Raw genomic sequence first — 17,149 nt, forward strand, 5'->3', positions numbered from 1 at the left:
GATGACGAGATGGCTGTAGAGATGGGCTCGAGACGAGCCGACGTGGAGTGGACGGCGTTGCCGGTGCCATGGGCTGTGCAGGCTGCCGACCGAATTCCCAAGCAGCGCTACTACGACCCGGATTTCTACGCACTCGAGGCCGAGATGCTGTGGCCGCGGGTGTGGCAGATGGCGTGTCGGCTCGAGGAGATACCCAAGCCCGGCGACTACGTGGAGTACGAGATTCTCGACGAGTCGATGATCGTGGTGCGGGTTGACAGCGAGAATGTCCGGGCCTACCACAACGCCTGCCGCCATCGCGGAGTAAAGCTGGTGGAAGGCAACGGGAATCGGCGTACCTTCGTGTGCCCATTCCACGGCTGGTGCTGGGGCATCGACGGCCGCAACACGTTCGTGTTGCGGCCCGAGGCCTTCGCCGCGGAGAACCTGCGCCCTGATGACCTTGAACTCGTGTCGGTCCGCTGTGAGCTCTGGGGTGGCTGCGCGTGGATCAACCTCGACGACGCGGCCCCGCCGCTGCGCGACTGCATGGAACCGTTCGCGTCGGTCTACGACGCCTGGCACGTGGAGACGCTACGCACCGAGTGGTGGCAGTCCTGCCGGCTCCCGGTGAACTGGAAGCTGGCGACGGCGGCGTTCATGGAGGGCTACCACGTTCCGCAGACGCACCCCCAGCTGCTGCCGTCGAGCATGCCCACCACATCCGCGAAACCTGGGCTGGCGCAGACCAGCGTGTATTTCATGCGCACGCTCGGCGAAGGCATGGCGGGCATGACGCATGAGAACGACGTCCGCATTGCCGAGGGCTTGCAGAACATCGAGCTGCCGGCCGATCCGGCCGAGGCCATGGCCACCTGGCGCAGGACGCTCAACGACGCCATCGTCGGCTGGCATCGCGCCCGGGGCTGCGACATGCCCGATCTCAACGAATTGGCGAGCCGCGGCATCACCGAGGCGATCAATTTCGCTTTCCCGCATTACTTTTTGCTGCCCCAATACAGCAGCGCTTCGTCGTACCGCATCCGGCCGCTGGGGCCCGAGGAGACCCTGTTCGAGATCTGGTCGCTGACGCGGATCCCGCCGGACCAGGTCACCGGCAAGCCCACCCCGCCCGAACCCATGGCACCCGACGACGCGCGCTGGCCGCCGATTCCGGCGCAGGACTTCTCCAACCTGCCACGCCAACAAAAAGGGTTGCACTCCAAAGGATTTGAATTCATGCGACTCTCCGACCAGATCGAGGGACTGATCTCGAACTTCGAGCGGGTCGTCGACGGCTTCCTCGCCGGCCTGCCCTACGACACGCTGGTTCCCGCGATTCAAAAGACCAATACCACCATCGACGTGCCGATCGCCGACCTCGGGTTCGGCTCATGAGTAGGGCATGGGATCGCTCCGTCGACCTGTTGATCGCGGGCAGCGGTGGGGGCGGCATGGTGGCGGGGTTGGCGGCGCTGGACAGTGGGCTGGAACCCCTGATCGTCGAGAAGCAGGCGCTGGTCGGCGGATCGACCGGGCTTTCCGGCGGTATCGTCTGGCTGCCGAACAATCCGTTGATGCGCGCCGACGGCATCGCCGACTCGCACGAAGACGGTCTGGCGTATCTGGCCGACGTGGTCGGCGATATCGGTGCGGCTTCCTCGCCGCAGCGGCGGGAGATGTTCCTCACCGCGGGCTACGAGATGCTCAACTTCCTCATTCGCAAGGGTGTCCGGCTCATCCGTTGCGCCGGCTGGAGCGACTACTATCCGAATCACAAGGGCGGCAACGAGTCCGGCCGGGCCGTGGAGGGAATCCCGTTCGACGCTGCCGCGCTGGGCAGCTGGCACGACAAGGTGCAGCCGCCGCTGGCCAAGAACTACGGGTACGTGGTGCTGACCAACGAGCTGCGCTCGGTCCAGTACTTCAACCGGGCGCCACGCGCATTCGCGGTGGCCAGCAAGGTGTTCCTGCGTACCGCCGCGGCGCGAGCACGCCGGGCCCAGATTCTCACCAACGGCGCCTCGCTGATCGCGCAGATGCTCAAGGCGCTCATCGAACTCGGTGGAAATCAACCCCCGCTGTGGACGAACACCGCGATGGAAGACCTGATCGTCGAGGACGGCCGCGTCGTCGGCGCGCGGGTCAACCGGGACGGCATCGCGCTGAACGTCGAGGCGCGCAGGGGCGTTCTGCTCGCCGCCGGCGGGTTCGGCCACAACAAGGAGATGCGCCGCCGCTACAGCGGCGACCAGCCGAACGACGGCCAGTGGTCGATCGCCAACGCGGGCGACACCGGCGAGGTGCTCGAAACGGCGATGCGGCTGGGCGCCCAGACCGATCTCCTGGACGAAGCATGGTGGCTGCCTTCGGTTTTCATCGCCAGCGGGGGCGCCGTCGCCGCATCCCTAGGTTCCGGGCGCCAGCGGCCCGGCACCATCTACGTCGACTCCACCGGGCGGCGGTTCTGCAACGAGTCGAACTCTTACGTCGAGGTCGGCAAGGCGATGTACGCCAACAAGGCGGTGCCGTGCTGGATGATCTTCGACGACGGATACGTGCGCCGCTACGTCACCAGCGCCAATCCGCTGAAGCGCAACCAGCACCTGCCCCCCGAGCTGATCGACAAGGGCGCGGTCATCCGCGGCATCACGATCCTTGACCTGGCCCGCCAGATCGACCTGCCCGCCGACGAGTTGTCACGCACCATCGAACGATTCAACCGGTTTTCGGCCAAGGGCCTGGATCCCGACTTCGGACGCGGCCAATCGGCCTACAACGACTGCCTCGGCGATCCGGGGTACCGACCCAACGCCGCGATCGGCCCGCTGGACCGCGCGCCGTACTACGCGACCAGGGTGCTCCCCGCCGACGTCGGGACGTGCGGGGGCGTGATCACCAACGAACACGCTCAGGTGCTCGATCAGCGGAACCAGGTGATCGACGGTCTTTACGCGACGGGCAACACCACCGCGACGGTGATGGGACGCAGCTATCCGGGCGCCGGAGCCAGCATCGCCAGCTCGATGGTTTTCGGTTACGTCGCCGCACGGCATGCTGCCGGACACAAAATCGCCGGCGAGCACTGAATCCCTGTCACGTTGGCGGCGAACCCTTTTCGTCGCGGTCGACGAAATCGCGCGGCTTCATGCCCGATTGCATGAGTTCGGCGCGCCGCGCCTGGACGTCGGTCGCCGCGCCGACCATGTTGGTCAGGATGTGGCTGACCTGAAGGTGCACGCGCATTCCCATCAATTCCCAGGCGCGCTTGACGTTGTTCTTGACCGCCATCAGTGTGGTCAACGGGATTTGGGCGATCTTGCGGGCCATCTCCTCGACCGTGTCCTCGAGCTCTTCGCGCGGCACCACCCTATTGAGCAGCCCCCAGTCGAGCGCTTGCTGGGCGGACAGAGTCGGCGCCAACAGCAACCAGTCCATGGTGCGATGCCAATTCATCAGCAACCACGGCTCAATCATGGTGTGCCCACCCGGCTCTCCGAGGCTTTGGGCAAGCGGCATCTGGAAATACGCGTCGTCGGACGCCACACAGAAGTCGGTCAGCAGGCCGAGATAAATCCCGCCCCCCATGCAATAGCCGTGGATCGCCGAGATCGTCGGCTTGGGGAATTCCCACAGATACAGCGTGGGCCACAGAAACAGGTCGGCGGTGCCTTTGTACAGGTCCTCAAACGTGTTTCCGAAATCCGGATAGGGGTTTTCGTCGGGCCCCCAGCGCGCCACATGGCCGCCGCAGAAACCCTTGCCGTTTGCCTTGAGAATGACGACCTTGATCTCTTTGTCGCGGTCGGCCTCGTGCAGGCAATTGTCGACTTCCGTGACGAGAACAGCATCCTTGGTATTGGCTTTGTCGACCCGATTCAAAATGATCCGCGCAATCGGCGGTTCGCGTTCATAGATGACCGCTTCGAGCTCGCGCCGCTCCATTATCGGGACCTTACCCGCCTCCCCGTTCATCTAGCGGTTGCATGATCACGACACGAGGAGTGAGCTGTATTGAGTGCGCACCGGGCTGCGCCACGGCCGACATTTCGACGACGAATGGAGCTTGTATGCCGACTCCTTTGGATCGCGCGGCCCAGTTGGACCTGGTGGCCAGGCTCCAGTCCTCCTATCCCGAACTCCCCGACGCGCCCACGCCGGATCTCATCGACCACGACAAATTCGCCGCCTACACCAAAACCCCGCACGACGTCGGTGGCGAGCCGGACGCCCCCATCGCGTGGGAGAACAAGCAATACGAGATCTGGGAAGAGAACACCTACATCATGTGTGAGGTGCTCGGCTGGCGCGGCATCTGGCTGTCCGAGGAACGCCGCCGGATGGGCAACGTGGACCTGGGTCGCGCCATCTATCTGGGGCTGCCCTATTACGTGCGGTGGTTGCTCGCGGTCGTGCGAGTCCTGGTCGAGAAGCACCACATCGGGGCCAGCGAGCTGGCCGAGCGCATGGTCGAGGTGAAGGCCCGGTATGAGGACGGGTTGCAAGGCAAGCCACTGGAGGCCAAGCCGAAATTCGAAGGCGACCCGGCGTCGGTCAAACGCAACGAACACCACATCCACGCCGTCGGTATCGGCGACCCGCAGATCTTTGCCGGGCAGGCCGGCGAACCGAAATTCCGGGTCGGTGAGAAGGTCGTCGTGAAGGACCTGCCCATCCTGCTCTACACCCGCACCCAGGAATACGTGCGGGGTGCGACGGGTGAGATCGCCGTCGTCTCGTACGAAAGCCCCGCGGCCGAGGACGAGTCCTGGGCCGGGCCCGATCAAAAACCCGAGTGGTTCTACATCGTCCGGTTCAACCTCGCGGAGCTGTGGCATGGGTACACCGGTCCCCCAATGACACGCTGCAGACCGAGATCCCCGAGCGTTGGCTCGTAGCGGCTGAAGGGACGCCCGCATGACCGACCACGACCACGACCGCACCGCCGCGCCGATGGTGGACGAGATCACCGACTTCGAGGTGCTCGAGATCGCCCTTCGCGAATTGTGCATCGAGAAGGGGATTTTCAGCGCCGAGGAGCACCGGCGGATGACGGAATACGCCGAACAGATCGGGCCGACCCCGGCGGCACATCTGGTGGCCCGGGCCTGGCTCGATCCCGAGTTCAAGAAGCTGGTGGTTTCGGATCCCCTTACCGCCAGTTAAGGAAGTCGGGGTCGACTGGCTGCACCCCACGGGTTTCGGCACTCCGAGTGACTTCACGGCCTTCCACGTTTTGGTCGACACGCCCGATCTGCACCACGTCATAGTGTGCACACTGTGTTCGTGCTATCCCCGTCCGATTCTGGGTAATTCGCCCGAGTGGTATCGCACGCCGAACTTCCGTCGCCGCATTGTGCGCTGGCCGCGCCAGGTGCTCGCCGAGTTCGGACTCTATCTACCCGAAGAGGTCGAGATTCGGGTCGAGGATTCGAATCAGAAGCACCGGTTCATGGTGATGCCCGTTCGCCCCGACGGAACCGATGGCTGGACCGAGGACCAGCTGGCCGAAATCGTCACCCGCGATTGCCTGATCGGTGTCGCCCTGCCCAAGGCCGGCGTCACGACGAACGCGATCACCGAGACCCGGCCCGCAATCCATCCGGTCGGCGACTGATTCGAAGGCCAATAGGGGAGCGCTTCCGAAGGCGTGGACTCGGCCAAGGCCGTTTCGATTGCGTCATTGACGAAAATCGTCGAACGAAACCAGGTCTGGAGCCGGATGGCGGCCAAATACGGGGTCGACAACCCGGTGCCGCCGTGGCAGACCAGCCTGGACGGAATCTGCGACGCTCTGGACCAAAGCGCCTGCGGCCCAACAGCACTCGGCTTCCTCGACCGGCGTAACGAAGAAGATGTCCTGTCGGCGACCGTGTATTCCGGCCTGCCCTACCCGGAAAACCGGTTGGTTGCGCTGGCGCATTCGCTGCTGGCGCAAGGTGTGATCGACGAGGCCGAACTCGAAGAGCGCATGGCGGCGGTGCGGGCCAGGCTCGAATCCTGAACGGGCGCGGCGACGCACATCACAGGCGGCGTTTTCGTCGTTGCGCATCGGATGCGCTAGGCTGGTGCCAACGTTGGCTTCACACCTAGATGTCAACTATGTCGTGGAACGCTTCTTCATCCCACTGGTGTCGCCCCGAAATTCGGGTTAGCGAATCACGTTCAGATGATCTGTGCAGCCCGCACCAGCTTGTCTCGCGGCGATCGATATTGCCGACCGGCAATCTCGCCACCTCGTGCCGATGGCCGCGCGACTCATCCGTCGCCTGCCCGGCACCACCGATGCCGGAAAGGCACCGAAAAGTGAACACCGACAGAACCTTTACCGATCTCGGCGTGCGCAGAACCATCATCAGCGCGCTCGCCAAGCGCGGCATCGAACATCCATTTCCGATCCAGATCGAAACCCTCCCCGATACCCTCGCCGGCCGCGACGTGCTGGGCCGTGGGAAGACGGGCAGCGGTAAGACTCTTGCCTTCTCGATCCCCCTCGTCAGCCGGCTCGCCGGGGCAAACCGGCGCCCTTCGCGGCCATCGGGTTTGGTGCTGGCGCCGACCCGTGAGCTGGCGAGCCAGATCACCGCGACGCTGGAACCGCTGGCGGCGGCCTGCGATCTGCGTGTCACCACGATCTTCGGTGGCGTTTCGCAGCACCGCCAGGTAACCGCGCTGAGGTCCGGCGTCGACATCGTGGTGGCCTGCCCTGGTCGCCTGGAGGATCTGATGAAGCAGCGGCTGATCAGCCTTGAAGCGGTCGAGATCACCGTGATCGACGAAGCCGATCACATGGCCGATCTCGGCTTTCTGCCAGGTGTTACCCGGATCCTGGCCGCGACGCCCAATGGCGGCCAGCGGCTGCTGTTCTCGGCGACCCTGGACAACGGCGTCGACAAGCTCGTCAAGCGATTCCTCCGCGACGAGGTCTCGCACTCCGTCGATAGTGCCGACTCCCCCGTCTCCGAGATGACGCATCACGTCTTCCACGTCGCCAACGCCGAGGCCAAAAAAGAAGTCGTGCACCGGCTCGCTTCCGGCACCGGGCGCCGGATTCTGTTCATGCGCACCAAGCATCAAGCCCGCAAGCTCGCCAAACAGCTCACCGAATCGGGAGTTCCGTCGGTCGACCTGCACGGCAATCTGTCTCAGCCCGCCCGCGAGCGCAACCTGGCGATGTTCGCCTCCGGTGGCGCCCGGGTGTTGGTGGCAACCGACATCGCGGCGCGCGGCGTGCACGTCGACGAAGTCGAACTTGTCGTGCACATCGACCCGCCCGCCGAGCACAAGTCCTACCTGCACCGTTCCGGGCGCACGGCGCGGGCCGGCAGTGCCGGTGATGTCGTCACCGTGGTCCTGCCCGAGCAGCGCCAAGACACCCAGGCATTGATGCGCAAAGCCGGTATCAAGGTCGCTCCTCAGCAGGTCACTGCCACATCGGACGCAGTCCAGGCGCTGGTCGGTGAGGTGGCGCCGTACCAGGCTCCGGCACCCGTCGAAGCGCCCCCGCGTTCGCCCCGGCAGCATCGGCCGAAGGCCGGCGGGCAACGGCGCCGGCAGGGCGGCGCCCGGTCGTCGAAGACCGGTACCACCCGCGCCGAAGCAGGGACGTCGCATCGCACCGCCACATCGACGCGTCGGGTCGAACATCGTCGTCGATCCAGCCGCGCGCAAGGCTAGTTTCGTGGGGGCTCACGCCCGCGCCAGCAGCCATGCCTGCCCGTCGCCTTCCCCGGCGGCGATGACGTCGAGTTCGCCGAAGGCCGCGACGAGTTCGCCGGGCGCCGCCCGAAACGGCCCCGGTTCGGCCCCGACTTCGCTTCGCGCCGCGGTGGCCAGCAACCCGTCCGGCGCCAGGCGATCGATCAAGGCCCGGTCGAGACGGCGGTCGCGGAACTTGTGGCAGACGATGACGTCGACGAGTAGGCCGTCCGGCAGACCGTCGTCGAGGTCGACGACGTCAAACAGGCAGCTCTCGTCGACGCCGCTGTGCCGGGCCAGTTCTCGTGCTTGGCCGATGGCCACCGCGGAGACGTCCAGCCCGACCACCTGCAGGCCTCGCTGGGCCAGCCAGATGCCGGCGAATCCCCGGCCACAGGCGATGTCGAGCGCGCGCCCGGTGGTCGGGAAGAGATCCGCGTAGGCGGCGAACGCGCCGGGCGGCCCGACGGCTCCCCCGGACGCCGGTCCCTTGCCGGTGTACCGCTCGTCCCAACGGCGCTGATCCTTCCGGGTCACAGCCGTCACCTTACGACGCGAGGAGGAATCTACAATTGACGTTGCCGCGTCCTCGTGGTTTCGGCATACGCCGTGCCACCGGAAAAAGGGTTTTGCGGGCGAGGCTAATCCGAGTATGTGGTGGCGACCTCGATCAGCGCAGGTCTGTCTGCGGCAAGCGCGGTCACGAATGCGCGTGTGAAATCGTCTGGTGTGCTTACCGATACTGCGCTGACGCCGTACTCTTCGGCGATGCGGACGAAGTCGATGCCGCCCAACTTCAGGCCAGCGGTTTCCCCCGTTCCGAGCAGCGCGGCGAAATCGTGCAGGGCTCCGTAGACGCCGTTGTTGAGAATAATGATCACGACCGGAATCTGATAGCGCGCAGCGGTCCACAGTGCGACGATGCCGTAGTTAGCGGAGCCATCTCCGATGAGCCCGATGACCTGACGTCGTGGTGCCGCCAACTGCGCTCCGACCGCGGCAGGCAAGCCGAACCCGAGACCGCCCGCCGCACAGGAGTAATAGCTGCCCTGCTGGCGCAGGTTCATTTGCGACCAGAATGCCTCGCTTGTCGAGGTCGATTCGTTGACGTAGATGGCGTCACGAGGCGCGCTGGCACGGATCAAAGCGAACAGTTGCTCGGGGTGGATGGCGTTGTCGCAGGACCTCTGCTCGGGGTAGTCGGGCCGTGCTGGTAACGGGCTCCGGGACGAATCGCTTACGAGTTCGGCGAGCTCGCAAAGAGTTTGGCCCACGGGAGCGACCACCGCTTCCCCTACCGGAGCCCGGGCCGCTTCTCGCGGGTCATCAGTCACCTGGACCAGCCGAGCGTTCTTTGGCAGGTAGTCGCCCGGATCGTATTGGTGGTAGCGAAAGGCCGGTGCACCGACGACAAAGATCACGTCGTGGTCAGCCAACGCAGTGGATATCGCAGCTATCCCGGCCGGCAATAATCCGCGGAACGCCGGATGGCGGGTTGGGAAGGGGCATCGGGGTGCCGAGGGCGCGATCCACACCGGTAGTTGTAGCTTGTCGGCAAGCCGAACGGCGTCCTGGTTGGCATGGTCGGCGTCCACCGCGGCGCCGAGTACGAGGACAGGGTTCGACGCGGACTCTAGGAGGTTGGCGAGCTCCCGCAATTGGGCGTTCGATGCTGCCGAAGCACCCTGCACCGTACGGCCGAGCAAACGTTTGGTCGGACCGACTGCAGGTAGTGCCCAGTCGTCATACGGAATCGACAGATATACCGGCCCTTTCGGGGCAAGCATGGCAGTGTGAATGGCTTGATCGATCGTCCGCGGCACGTCTTCTGCGCTGGCCGGCTCGACCGACAGCTTAACCAGAGGCTTCGCCAAGGCCGTCGCGTCGACATTGGCCAACATGACCTCCTGGCCAATCATCGGCCGAACTTGCTGACCCGCCATCACCACGATCGGGGTATGCGAGTACACGGTATTCGTCAACGCGCCCATCGCATTTCCCGATCCCGCTGCGGAATGCAGATTCACCAACACAGCGTCTCCACTAGCCATTGAATAGCCGTCCGCCATCGACAGGGCGACATCTTCGTGCAGGCCAAGCACGTAGCGGAAATCGTCAGGCATACCCGCGAGGAACGGCAGCTCGTTGGATCCCGGATTACCAAAGATCGTGGTCAATCCGCGGGCGCGGAGCAATTCGTACGTGACGTCACGGACGGTCGTGGACACTTGTCACCTTACCGTTGTCAGCAGGGCAGGCCGACCGTCGGGCAACTCATATTGCTCGACCAACGTGGCGTGGCGGTGCAGCGTCGACGGCAGAAGGCCGCTTGCACGGCCGGGTAATCCAGCAAATGTCATCTGTTGACGCTCCGTAGTTTCAGGGCTTCTAGCCGAGCTGACGATAGTAGAACGATGGCGCGTATAGCGCACCGCTGCGCCGGATGCCGGTCCCTTACAGCTGTACCACTCGTCCCGTCCGCTGCTGGTCCGCCCGCGTCGCATCCGTTACCTTGCGGCGCGTGTTATCGAGGAGCTCCGACGACTATTCTGGACGCCCGTCTGAATTTGGCGAGAAGCCCGCTCACTCTGCGCCCGCGAGCTGACGGCTTCGGTACAGCACCAGACGATTCAGCCACTTTTCGGCGGGTTGTCGAGCGTCTCTATTCCGTTTCCTACACTGGACGAGTGTCTAGAGAAGTGGCGCCTCCGGCCAGGACAGTGGACGGTGCCGCGGGTGCTCGCCGCTCGGATCGGCGACCCGGTCAAACGATCCGCAAGGTCCTCGACGCCGGCCTGGAGGAACTGCGCGCCTCGTCGTACGCCAACCTGACGATGCGGGCCGTCGCCGCCCGCGCCGGGGTATCGCCGGCCAGCGCCTACACTTACTTTCCGTCGAAGAGCGCCTTGGTGGCCGCGGTCTATCTGCGCTTTCTGCACGAGCTGCCGCTGCACACCGATGTCAACGACACGACCAAGACCCGGGTGAGCGCGACGCTGCGCGACATGGCCGTGGCCGTGGCCGACGAGCCCGAGCTCAGCGCCGCGTGTGGAGCGGCCTTGATTCCGACGATCCGGCCGTCCAGCCGCTGCGCGAACAGATCGGCGACGAAGTGTCCAAGCGGATCGCCGCCGCGCTGGGCCCGGGCTGGCCGCGCGCCGTGAAATCGACGTTGCAAATGACCTTCGCCGGCGCCCTGATGACGGCGCGTTTCGTGAGCTACGAGGAGATCGCCGGGCAACTCGACGAGGCGGTCAACCTCATCCTGGGAGCCTCGGTTGCCTGATTGGCCGAGCACACAAGCGATTTGGACCAACCTACCCGCCGGACGCCGGCGAAACTTCGAGGAGACTCATGGCTGAAAACGGATTCAACCTCTCGACGGTGTTTTCCACGCTGGCACGGACACTGCCCGAGCAACGCGCGATGTACTGGCGCGGCCGCGAGTGGACGTACGCCGAGATGGACACCCGCGTCGACGGCGTCGCCCACTACCTGTCGTCACTAGGACTGGGATGTCACACCGAACGGGATCGCTTGCCGGGCCACGAATCCGGCCAGGATCACATCGGGCTGTACCTGCGCAACGGCAACCAGTACCTGGAGGCGATGATCGGCGCCTACCGATCGCGAACCGCACCGTTCAACGTCAACTACCGTTACGTCGACACCGAGCTGGTCTATCTGCTCGACAACGCGCAAGCCCGGGCCCTGGTCTACCACGGCGAATTCGCCCCGCGGGTCGCGGCGATACGCGATCGACTCCCCCACCTGGAATTCCTGATCCAGGTGGCCGACGATTCCGGGCAGCCACTGCTACCCGGTGCGGTGGACTACGAATCGATCATCGAGACACCGCCGCCGCCCGGCGGAATGCCCACTCCCAGCGGGGACGACCTGTACATGCTCTACACCGGCGGCACCACCGGGATGCCCAAGGGTGTGCTGTGGCGGCAGCACGACGTGTTCGTATCCTCCATGGGCGGGCGGCCTTTCGGCTCCGACGAGGCGATGACGACCTACGAGGAACTGGCCGAGCGCGCCTCGGCGGCGCCCGGTTTCGCGTCCGTGCTGCTGATCCCACCCCTGATGCACGGCGCCGCGCAGTGGGGTGCCTTCCAGATCATGACGATGGGCGGGTGGGTCACCTTCCCCGACGACGTCCACCGCATACGGGCCGACGAGATTCTGCGATTGGTCGAACGCGAACGGGTGATGAGCATTCCGGTCGTCGGCGACGCGATCGCCCGTCCGCTGATCGACGAGATCGAACGCGGCGACTACGACCTGTCGGGGCTGATCAACATCAGCAACGGCGGGGCCGCGTTGACGCCCAGCGTGCGCAAGCGCTTTGTCACCGCGCTGCCGAACCTGCTGGTGATCGACGCCGTCGGGGCCTCGGAAACGGGTCTGCAGATGAGTGCGCTGCCGACGCAGTCGGAGCCCACCGCGGTGGCGACGTTCATACCGGGATCCGAAACCGGGGTTCTGGCAATCGATTTCAGTCGTCAGATCGGCCCCGGTGGCGGTGAAGGATGGTTGGCCCGGCGCAACATGATCCCGCTCGGCTATCTCGGCGACGCGGAGAAGACGGCACGCACCTTCCCCGTCGTCGGCGGAGTGCGCTGGTCGATTCCCGGTGACCGGGCCCGGTTCCTCGCCGACGGGCGCATCGAACTGCTCGGGCGTGATGCCGTGACGATCAACTCCGGCGGCGAGAAGATCTTCGCCGAGGAGGTGGAGGCCGCGATGGCCGAGCACCCCGGCATCTACGACGTGGTCGTGACCGGCCGGCCGTCGGAGCGCTGGGGCAATGAGGTCGTCGCGATCGTTCAGCTCGTCGAGGGCAGCGACCCCTCCGACGACGAACTGCTGGAAACCTGCCAGCAACACATCGCCCGTTACAGGCTGCCGAAGGCCATCATCCGCACGGCCAAGGTCCAGCGCTCGCCGGCCGGCAAAGCCGACTACCGGTGGGCCAAGCAGGTCGCCGCCGAAAACCTACCCACCACAGCAGGATCGGTGAAACCGCCGGTGTGAGCGTCCGGACCCGCTGGCCAGCGCCGAGCTCGGCGGTGAGCCGGTGCACTGCCGGGCCTCCTGGTTTGCAGTGATCATACACACGTCAGATAGTGTCTGGTCACTGGTTAGCGTTCATCGATCGCCGATTCCGGGCCGGCCACGCGCATCAGCAACGATTCGTTTAGCTGCGACGATATGATCTAGCGGTGACGATGACCGACGACACGTTCGCCGCCCGCTAACGATGCGCAGTCACGGTTGGGCAGGAAACACGCCCTCCTCCGACGAAGAGGCAATCGAGCGGATCCTGGATGCGGCGGACAAGATCATCGACGAACGCGGCTCGGCCATGCGGATCGCCGATGTCGCCCGCGCCCTGGGGGTGACCCGGCAGACCGTGTACCGGTACTTTCCGGGCACCCAGGCATTACTGGTGGCAAGCGTGATGCGCTCGGCCGACGGCTTCCTCGATCACCTGGCGGCCCACCTCGAGGGAATCACCGACCCCGTCCTGGCGGTGACCGAAAGTTTCGCGCTCGCCGTCGAACAGCTGGCGTCCGACAACCAGCTCGAGTTGGTACTCAACCGGCGCCACCGCGGCGGCCAAACGATCTCGATTGTGTCGGATACCGCGCTGGCATTCGGGCGATCGATGCTGCACCGCTTCGATATCGATTGGGAGCAGCACGGTTTCGACGACGCGGGCCTGGACGAATTGAACGAATTCACCCTCCGGTTGCTGCACTCGTTCCTGGCCGACCCGGGCCGGCCCGCGCGCACCGGCACGGACCTTCGGCGCTACCTGATCCGCTGGATCGGACCGGCGATCGCCTACCCGCAAATCGCCCAGGCGATGGACCCGCTGCGGACTCCCGAACCGCGAGCCCGGCGAAGGCCGTCGGCGGCGTCCTGATCGCGGGGCCCGCTGCCCAAGGAGGAGTAGCCATGGTCGGACTTGGACAGCTCGCGCTGGACAGCGCCCCCGCTTTGGGTGCCGTGTTGCTCGCGATTGCGGCCATACAATTCCGGGGCCCCGACTATCGGCAATTGATCCAGCAGGACATGGACCTGCTCGAGCGCCTCCCCCCGGAGGCCACCGAACGCCGAGACGCGCTGCGGAACTCGATCGATGCCCGCATCGACGACCTCGTCGAATCGGCGAACCGGAGCCGCGCCTGGCGCCGGGCCGCGATGTCGTACCAGGGCGACTGGCGCGATGTGGTGGTCATGCTGTGCGCGGTGCTCTTCACGATCGTCTGGTGGGGCGTCGACCACAGCCGAGGCAACTGGATGCCGATGTTCATCCTTTTGATCCTGCTGTGCGTGGTAGCCGCGGCCTACGCCTTCCGCGGCGTGCTGCGGGCGGCCAGTGCGTTCGTGCACAAGCGGCACACCGGTGAGCAAGACGCGCGAAAGTAGCTGCGCTACAGCGACTTATTGAGCGGCCGCCGGTCGGGGCGGCAATTCGGCTGGCATGAGAACGATATGCATAACGGGCGCTCGTAGTGGAAATGTGACAAACTTCAGCGCTCCCGGGACCGGCAGCGTAAGTCCTTTGAAAGCGTTGTCACACTGAGTAGTTCGCTCAGTAGCGGGGCGCGGCCTCAAGAACCTCGACGGCCGCGTCGATGTTGGGAAGGATCGTCGGGCCATAGTGGCTCACCAGCTGCCCGAGCGCGCGGGCGATGTGCGGACCGACAGCACCGGCAGCCAGCACCTCCTCGGCCAAGACGATGCCGTTGACGAAGTGGCCGGCACTCAGGCGCCCATCCGGGGTGAGTTCGTAACGCCAGTCGCCGATTTGGACCCGCTCCGGCGTGGACCGGAAGAGGCCGCGCCGAGCCGGGGTCAGAATGACGCCGGGAACGCCGCAGAACACCCTGACCACTTGTCCGACGCCCCCGGGCCCGGCCAGGGCCGATCCGATCGCGCGGCTGGCCCGCTCATGGTCGTACGTCGTCATCAATCACTCATCGGAAGCACGAACGACGGGGTGATGGTTTGCGGCTCGCTGGTGCGGCGCACTGCGGTGCCGGCCACGTAGAACTCGACGGTGTGATGGCCCCAGGCGTAGTTCGAGATGGCGAAATGCACGCCCACGACGCCGTTTGCACCGTCGCGCTCGGCCTCGCTCTGCATGCGCGACATGGCCAGCTCGCGGGCCTGGTAGCTGCCCTGCGTCCACTGCGGCATCTCGGCGTTGCGCCCCACCTGGCTGAGTGTGCGCAGAAAGCCTTGCAGGGCAATGTGAAACACGCAGTTGCCCATCACGAACGCGACCGGCGCGAACCCCGAGCGCAGCAGCGTGGTCAGATCCTGGCCGGACAGGTGGCTGCTGAATGCCTGCCCGTTGGGCCGCCGGAATGCTCCCGGCTTGGCGACGTATTTCACGGCGGTTCCGACCGCGATGAATTCCAGATGTTCGCCCTCGCCTTGGTGACGCCAGTCCAGCCGGACCCCGACGACTCCGTCGGCGCCCAGCGCATCGGCCTCGGCCTGCATCCGCGACATCGCATTCCAGCGCGCCCGGTAGGTCGCGTCGGTCAGCACGGGCAACTCCGATTGCTGCCTGATTCCGGTGAACTGGTAGCCGACGTGATAGACGGAAACCCCCATCACCAGTTCCATCGGCTCGAATCCGGCGCCATGCAGCAGGGCGAATTCGTTGATCGAGAGATCAGACGTCCATAGCTTGCCGGCGTGCGAGAGACGTTCGCTGGCGACGGGATCGAGCTGGTTCGGTTCCATGGTCAAAGGCCCTCCTGCGGTTCGCAGCCAGCGTAGGCCGCGGTGCCCTCGAACACACACATAACATGCGACATTGTTGAGCGAACCGAGGCGACGAGACCCGGCATACCGGTTGCCGGTCGCGAGTGACGCGGTCGCGTCCTCACGCATCCGGTGGGTAGCTGTCGTCAGGCGGCGTGTCTGGGTTGGCGTCGGGGCACTCCAGGAGCTCTTTGAGCGCATCGGGAAACGCGTCGGCCATACCCCACAGGTCGGGCAACAGATCCTGGCAGCCGATAAGGCCGATGCCCAGTTCGCCGTTGAGCGACATCACGGTGATGTTGAGTCCGGCGTCACCGATGATCGGCCCGAGCGGGTACATCGCGTCGACACGGCAACCCAGAAAGTACAGCTGATCCCGCGGGCCTTGAACATTCGACAGGATCAGGTTGTAGGCGCTGCGGTTGATCGGAATGCGCGGTAGCAGGCGCATCGCCGCACCGAACATCGTCGGACTGCCAAACTGCGTCCAGTCGTGGAGCAGGGTGGGACCCAACGCCGCAGTGTGCTCCTCGGCGGCCCTGTTTCCCGCGGCGATCGCGCGAATACGTTCGGCGGGATCGCTGATTTGGCTTTCCACCCGGCAGAACATCCAGGTGGTCTGATTGCGCCCCGGACGGTCGGACTTGCCGTGCACCGATACCGGCACGGTTGCCACCAGCGGATTGTCGGGCAGCTCACCGCGTTCCAGCAGGAATCGCCGCAACACTCCGGCACACAACGCCACGACCACGTCGTTGACGGTCACCCCGAAGCGTTCCTTCACTCTCTTGACATCGCGCATATCCAGCTGGGTGTAGGCGATGCTGCGGTACCGCGTGACGGAGCCGTTCAGCGGCGACGGCGGGGCCGAGAACGGCGCGGCCATCGTGCGGCCCTCGCGCGCCCGCAGCACGGTCTGCGCCAGCGTCAGGATCGTCGCGGGCACCACCGTCGCCAACCGCAACGGACGGCGGGCAACGCCCATCAGTCCCTTCACCGCGATCTCCAGCGGTTTACCACCACCCGCGCCACTGACGGCCTGCGGTGCCGGCGCATCGGGTTCCGAGCTGCACAGGTGGGCCAGCAGGTTGGCACCCGCGACGCCGTCGACGAGCGCGTGGTGAACCTTGAGCATCATCACGACGGAGTCGCTGTTGGCACCGCCCCGCAGGACCCACATCTCCCAGAGCGGTCGATCCCGGTCGAGCGGCAGCCCGGCGATGTAACCACAGATCTCGGCCAGCTCGCGGCGACCCCCGGACGCCGGCACACCGATGTGTTGTAGGTGGTGTTCCAACTGGAAATTCGCGTCGTCCACCCACACTGGGTGATCCAGATTGAGCTGGTTGTCGGCCAGCTTCATCCGGAATTCCGCCACCCCCGCCACGCTCTTGGTCAGTGCCGAGCGAAGTTTGCCGTAGGTATAGCCCCCCGGCATTGTCGACGTGTCCAGCTCCAGCACACAGCACACGTTCAGTGGTTGTGTCGGCGTCTCCAAGTAGAGAAAAAACGCATCCAGCCCGCTCAGTCGTTCCATAGCCGCCCGCTCGACCAGTGACCTTCGTAAACCCCCCCGGCGCCTAGGAGTCTAGGTAGCTGACCAGTGGTCAGCTACTCCGAGAGAAGGCGTACTCGGTTAAATCTTGAAGACATACCGTCACGGTATCCACCGACGTGCGGG

At 65.2% G+C, this 17,149-nt stretch carries 13 protein-coding genes and 3 pseudogenes; 10 read left to right on the plus strand and 6 right to left on the minus strand.

What is annotated here, in order from left to right; all coding sequences use genetic code 11:
* Nucleotides 1-9: 9 nt before the first annotated feature.
* Nucleotides 10-1,377: an aromatic ring-hydroxylating oxygenase subunit alpha gene (locus tag G6N54_RS04015; RefSeq protein WP_232073324.1), complete on the plus strand. Its 1,368-nt coding sequence runs from the start codon at nucleotides 10-12 to the stop codon at nucleotides 1,375-1,377.
* The gene (locus G6N54_RS04020; protein ID WP_163788669.1) at nucleotides 1,374-3,068 is read left to right on the plus strand and encodes an FAD-binding protein; all 1,695 of its coding nucleotides are present in this window, start codon (nucleotides 1,374-1,376) and stop codon (nucleotides 3,066-3,068) included. Before G6N54_RS04015 ends, G6N54_RS04020 begins: the two co-directional genes overlap by 4 nt.
* A 7-nt stretch (nucleotides 3,069-3,075) precedes the next feature.
* On the opposite strand, the gene G6N54_RS04025 is transcribed toward G6N54_RS04020, so the two are convergent.
* Complete coding sequence (locus tag G6N54_RS04025; protein WP_163788670.1) at nucleotides 3,076-3,924, minus strand: enoyl-CoA hydratase-related protein; 849 nt, start codon at nucleotides 3,922-3,924, stop codon at nucleotides 3,076-3,078.
* Nucleotides 3,925-4,049: 125 nt separating this feature from the next.
* Here G6N54_RS04025 and G6N54_RS04030 point away from each other — a divergent pair.
* From G6N54_RS04030 to G6N54_RS04045, 4 genes and pseudogenes are all read left to right on the plus strand, one after another.
* A pseudogene (locus tag G6N54_RS04030) lies at nucleotides 4,050-4,900 on the plus strand (SH3-like domain-containing protein).
* Nucleotides 4,897-5,596, plus strand: a pseudogene (scnC, locus tag G6N54_RS04035) (thiocyanate hydrolase subunit gamma). Before G6N54_RS04030 ends, scnC begins: the two co-directional pseudogenes overlap by 4 nt.
* Before the next feature lie 105 nt (nucleotides 5,597-5,701).
* Complete coding sequence (locus tag G6N54_RS04040; protein WP_232073726.1) at nucleotides 5,702-5,983, plus strand: nitrile hydratase subunit beta; 282 nt, start codon at nucleotides 5,702-5,704, stop codon at nucleotides 5,981-5,983.
* Nucleotides 5,984-6,285: 302 nt separating this feature from the next.
* Nucleotides 6,286-7,656, plus strand: a complete 1,371-nt coding sequence (locus tag G6N54_RS04045; protein ID WP_163788672.1) for a DEAD/DEAH box helicase — start codon at nucleotides 6,286-6,288, stop codon at nucleotides 7,654-7,656.
* A 12-nt stretch (nucleotides 7,657-7,668) separates the two neighbouring features.
* Here the strand turns inward: G6N54_RS04045 and G6N54_RS04050 are convergent, their stop codons facing one another.
* Together G6N54_RS04050 and mdlC are read right to left on the minus strand one after the other, a co-directional pair.
* Nucleotides 7,669-8,214 (minus strand): class I SAM-dependent methyltransferase, encoded by a 546-nt coding sequence (locus tag G6N54_RS04050; RefSeq protein ID WP_163788673.1) that lies wholly within the window; start codon nucleotides 8,212-8,214, stop codon nucleotides 7,669-7,671.
* A 104-nt stretch (nucleotides 8,215-8,318) separates the two neighbouring features.
* The gene (mdlC, locus tag G6N54_RS04055; RefSeq protein ID WP_163788674.1) at nucleotides 8,319-9,905 is read right to left on the minus strand and encodes a benzoylformate decarboxylase; all 1,587 of its coding nucleotides are present in this window, start codon (nucleotides 9,903-9,905) and stop codon (nucleotides 8,319-8,321) included.
* A 459-nt stretch (nucleotides 9,906-10,364) separates the two neighbouring features.
* On the opposite strand from mdlC, the pseudogene G6N54_RS04060 reads away from it, so the two are divergent.
* The 4 genes and pseudogenes from G6N54_RS04060 (at nucleotide 10,365) to G6N54_RS04075 (ending at nucleotide 14,118) form a co-directional block, all read left to right on the plus strand.
* Nucleotides 10,365-10,963: pseudogene (locus tag G6N54_RS04060) on the plus strand (TetR/AcrR family transcriptional regulator).
* Nucleotides 10,964-11,031: 68 nt separating this feature from the next.
* Nucleotides 11,032-12,717: an acyl-CoA synthetase gene (locus tag G6N54_RS04065; RefSeq protein WP_163788675.1), complete on the plus strand. Its 1,686-nt coding sequence runs from the start codon at nucleotides 11,032-11,034 to the stop codon at nucleotides 12,715-12,717.
* Nucleotides 12,718-12,943: 226 nt separating this feature from the next.
* Entirely contained in the window at nucleotides 12,944-13,612 is a 669-nt protein-coding gene (locus G6N54_RS04070) for a TetR/AcrR family transcriptional regulator (RefSeq protein WP_163788676.1), read from the plus strand.
* A gap of 32 nt (nucleotides 13,613-13,644) precedes the next feature.
* Nucleotides 13,645-14,118 (plus strand): hypothetical protein, encoded by a 474-nt coding sequence (locus tag G6N54_RS04075; protein ID WP_163788677.1) that lies wholly within the window; start codon nucleotides 13,645-13,647, stop codon nucleotides 14,116-14,118.
* Nucleotides 14,119-14,284: 166 nt separating this feature from the next.
* Here G6N54_RS04075 and G6N54_RS04080 read toward each other — a convergent pair whose 3' ends face one another.
* From G6N54_RS04080 to G6N54_RS04090, 3 genes are all read right to left on the minus strand, one after another.
* Nucleotides 14,285-14,662 (minus strand): DUF5073 family protein, encoded by a 378-nt coding sequence (locus G6N54_RS04080; protein ID WP_163788678.1) that lies wholly within the window; start codon nucleotides 14,660-14,662, stop codon nucleotides 14,285-14,287.
* Entirely contained in the window at nucleotides 14,662-15,447 is a 786-nt protein-coding gene (locus tag G6N54_RS04085; RefSeq protein WP_163788679.1) for a heavy metal-binding domain-containing protein, read from the minus strand. Before G6N54_RS04085 ends, G6N54_RS04080 begins: the two co-directional genes overlap by 1 nt.
* 142 nt (nucleotides 15,448-15,589) lie before the next feature.
* Nucleotides 15,590-17,005, minus strand: a complete 1,416-nt coding sequence (locus tag G6N54_RS04090) for a WS/DGAT/MGAT family O-acyltransferase (RefSeq protein WP_163788680.1) — start codon at nucleotides 17,003-17,005, stop codon at nucleotides 15,590-15,592.
* Between the last annotated feature and the right edge of the window lie 144 nt (nucleotides 17,006-17,149).

This window comes from Mycobacterium stomatepiae (genome assembly GCF_010731715.1).
Taxonomy (GTDB): domain Bacteria; phylum Actinomycetota; class Actinomycetes; order Mycobacteriales; family Mycobacteriaceae; genus Mycobacterium; species Mycobacterium stomatepiae.